The organism is Streptomyces sp. H39-C1, from assembly GCF_027158125.1.
Taxonomy (GTDB): domain Bacteria; phylum Actinomycetota; class Actinomycetes; order Streptomycetales; family Streptomycetaceae; genus Actinacidiphila; species Actinacidiphila fildesensis.
The window spans coordinates 1-3191 of sequence record NZ_JAPVLS010000211.1; the positions used below are offsets into that span (position 1 = coordinate 1).

4 protein-coding genes are annotated in these 3191 nt (G+C 68.6%); all 4 read right to left on the minus strand.

The window, feature by feature from the left end; all coding sequences use genetic code 11:
• Positions 1–131 precede the first annotated feature (131 nt).
• Positions 132–554, minus strand: coding sequence for a cupredoxin domain-containing protein (locus O3W51_RS47555; protein ID WP_269290289.1), 423 nt, complete (start codon positions 552–554; stop codon positions 132–134).
• Between the two features lie 180 nt (positions 555–734).
• On the minus strand, positions 735–1397 hold the full coding sequence (locus O3W51_RS47560; RefSeq protein ID WP_269290291.1) for a hypothetical protein: 663 nt from the start codon (positions 1395–1397) through the stop codon (positions 735–737).
• A 24-nt stretch (positions 1398–1421) separates the two neighbouring features.
• Positions 1422–2150, minus strand: a complete 729-nt coding sequence (locus O3W51_RS47565; RefSeq protein WP_269290293.1) for a class F sortase — start codon at positions 2148–2150, stop codon at positions 1422–1424.
• 6 nt (positions 2151–2156) lie between these two features.
• A complete protein-coding gene (locus tag O3W51_RS47570) occupies positions 2157–2948 on the minus strand; it encodes a hypothetical protein (protein WP_269290295.1) in 792 nt (263 codons plus the stop codon).
• Between the last annotated feature and the right edge of the window lie 243 nt (positions 2949–3191).

Genomic DNA, 3191 nt, shown 5'->3' on the forward strand with positions numbered 1-3191 from the left:
CCTTCGGCAACAAGCTGTCTTGGACGACTGCCTGTACCAACGAGCTCCGTTGCACTACGTCGAGAAACCTTCCAGGCACTTGCGTGACCTGCGAAAACGCTAACTACCCGGCCTTGGGGGAGGCCCCCTCCTTACCCGACCGTCAGTGTGCCGTGCATGGATGCGTGGATGGTGCAGACGTACGGGTAGGTGCCGGCGGTGGCCGGGGCGGTGAACGTCGCCGACTTGCCCGGGTTGATGGGGCCGGTGTCGAAGGCGCTGCTGCCGGGGTTCGCGGTGAGGGTGTGCGTGGTGGAGTCGTGGTTGACCACGGTGACGGTCTTCCCGGGGCGCACGGTCAGGTGCGCCGGGCTGAAGGCGAAGTTGTCGATCACGATCTGCGCTGCCGCCGCAGCGGGCGGCGGACTCGGGGCGGCCGGGTTGCTGGGAGCGCTCTGTGTACTTGGGGCCGTTGCGGGGGGCGGCGTGGATTGGGTGGCTGTCGAGGAGCAGCCGGCTGCGGCCAGCAGGAGCACTGCTGACGGGAGTGCGACTCGGGCCGGGAATCTGGACATGTCATGACCTTGTCTGTGAAGCGCGCAGTCACCTGTGCAACCCGGGTGTCTTGCCTCTGCGGGAGGGCAGGCGGTGTCTGAACAACTCAGAGCTCCTCCTCTCTTATGACGGCCACCGCTTGATGCAACGGGTCAGCCTGCGTCGGGGCCCCGCTGTTGCGTGGCCGTTGGCTTCCTCGGCTATTCGCTCCAACAGCCGAGGATGTCGCTGGCGATCTCGTAGGCCAGGTCGGCCCGGGAGAGCTGGTGCGGTCCGGAGGCGGTCGGCATGCCGGTGGCGTCGACGCGAAGGGTCTTGCCATCCTTGAGGATGACGACCGTCCCGCGTGCGGACTCATAGCCGGGGTTGCCCAGGCCCTGGGCGACGGTCAGCTGCGTGGTGGTGCCCATTTGCTTGCGTACGGTTTCGAAGTAGGCGGTCGCGGACGCGGCGTCCGGTGATTCCTTCACCGACAGCACCAGCAGGCCGGCCGGCAGGTGATACGTGCAGGTGTAGAGGTGATCGGTCCAGGTGCTGCTCGTGGTCGGCACCCGCGCGGGCGCCAGGATCTTCGTGACGTCGTTGCTGATCTCAGGTCCGCACACCATCAGCGCGGACGCCGACGGTGCGTCGGCCTGCGTCATGCCAGGCATCTGCGTCCCTGGCGGCCGGGAGGTGTCAGGGGACGTCGAGCTTCTGGTGGACGCGGCCGCGTCGCGCGCGGTCGGGGTGACGGCATGGCCCGAGGCACAACCCCCAGCTACAGCCGCGAGCAGCGCGGCGGAGGCGAGGGTGCGCAGGCGGCTGCTCCGCCGTCCAGTGTGCGGCCCGGCTGCGCTGACGGTTGGTTCGTGGGTGTTCATCGTCTCCTCCTCGTGGCGGTGCGATTAGGCCCGGTGGGTGCCGGTGAGGGTGGCGTAGGCGACGGTGTTGTCCAGGTAGTGCTGGGTGGCGTGGTCGAAGGGACCGCCGCAGGTGATCAGCCGGAGCTGGGGGTTGGTGGTGTTGCCGTAGACGGTCAGGGTGGGGAAGGCGTCTTTGCGGTATTGGTTGACGCCGTCGATCCGGAAGACGGCTACGGTGCGGTCGCTGCGGGTGACGCTGACGCTGTCGCCGGGACGCAGTGCGCCCAGTGCGTAGAAGACGCCCTTGGCTCCGGTGGTGCCATCGATGTGCCCCAGGATGACCGCCGGTCCCACCTGGCCAGGGGCCGGGGAGTTCCGGTACCAGCCGGGGGCGGAGACGTCGGACATCGGCGGTACCTCCAGGGTGCCGTCGGAATTCTGGCCGAGGCTCAGCAGCGTATGGTGCACGCCGATCGCCGGGCTGCTGATCGCGATGGGCTTCACCGCCGGGGCGGTTGGGGCCGCCGGCGAGGGCTGCGCGGGTGCTGCTGGAATGCTGGACGTGCTGCCGGCGGCCGCTGGTGTCCTTGCCGGGTTCGGAGCCGGCAGGCCAGTAACCGGTAGGCCGGCCGATGCCGGAGGCTGGGGGGCGTGGTGCTGGTGGGAGATTGAGAGGGCCAGGGTCCCTGCTGCCGCGAGCAGCAGGACGGCGGCCGCCGACGCCAGCAGGCGCCGGCGGCCACTACCGAACAGTCGTGTCAACCACGACATGACCGGCTACTTCTCCGCGCTGGTCCGTCGACGCAGGACCAGGGCGCCGCCAGCGGCTGCTGTCAGGCCCGCCCCGGCTGCGATCAGCCACGGGTCCTGAACACCGGAGGTCCCACCGCCGCCGGTATTTACTCCACCACCGGGAACCGTGGTCATCTGCGAGACGGCCAGCGGCCCGCACAGCGCCGGGGAGGTCGCGGCCAGCGGCAGCGACGGCACGAGCTCGCTGGGCTCACCCTGAGCCTTAGCGCTCAGCGTCGTCGGGTCAAGTCCGTGGACCACGATGACGGCCTTGCCGGCCTTGACCGAGGCCACGGACGCCGCGTCCAGGGTGATGGTGCGGGAGTAATGGAAGCCTGCACCGGACGGCGCGATCTTGATGTCCGTACCGGCCGCCGGACTGGTGTCGCCGGTCAGGCCCAGCGTGGTGCCGATCGCCCCATATGCCGGGCCGCCCTCGGTGGTGCTGATGACACCGTCGCCGTTCTTGTCCGCGGAGGTGTCCGGGCACATGCCCATCCCGTTGATGTGGATGTGCTGCACGTGCGGGAACGGGGCTTTCATGAACGCCCCGGCCAGCCCCTTCACGTCCTCGGTGATCACGGCCTGCGAACCGGTCAGCTTCAGCATCAGCATGCCTGAGCCGCTGGCGTGGTTGATCGGATTCAGCGTCGCCATGTACGTGGTGCTGTCGCTCGATTGCGCGCTCGCCGTCGAGGCGGTGAAAGCCAGCGGTATCGCCAGAAACGCCACTGGGGCCGCCATGGCCAGGACCCTGGTCGTGGTCTTCTTCGTCATCGTGCTCTCCTCCAACTGCGTGGTGGAACTCAGACTTCCGATGACTCTCGGACAAGCGGTGCCCAGGTGATCACCACCTCTCCATTCCGGTGGGAACGGAACCGCGTGGTCGGGTGCGCCGCTTGCCGGAGTCAGTGACGGGACGAAGCCGACGCCGGGGTCCGGGGCGCATCGAATCGAGCCTCTAACAGTTGCTTCGGAGCCGAGGGCGTGGCGGATTGGTCTGGGAATCGGGCGGCCGAA

What these genes read in the sequence shown, in the direction of transcription:
- O3W51_RS47555 (WP_269290289.1), bottom strand. Translation starts at nt 554, where the DNA reads ATGTCCAGATTCCCGGCCCGAGTCGCACTCCCGTCAGCAGTGCTCCTG.
- O3W51_RS47560 (WP_269290291.1), bottom strand. Translation starts at nt 1,397, where the DNA reads ATGAACACCCACGAACCAACCGTCAGCGCAGCCGGGCCGCACACTGGA.
- O3W51_RS47565 (WP_269290293.1), bottom strand. Translation starts at nt 2,150, where the DNA reads ATGTCGTGGTTGACACGACTGTTCGGTAGTGGCCGCCGGCGCCTGCTG.
- O3W51_RS47570 (WP_269290295.1), bottom strand. Translation starts at nt 2,948, where the DNA reads ATGACGAAGAAGACCACGACCAGGGTCCTGGCCATGGCGGCCCCAGTG.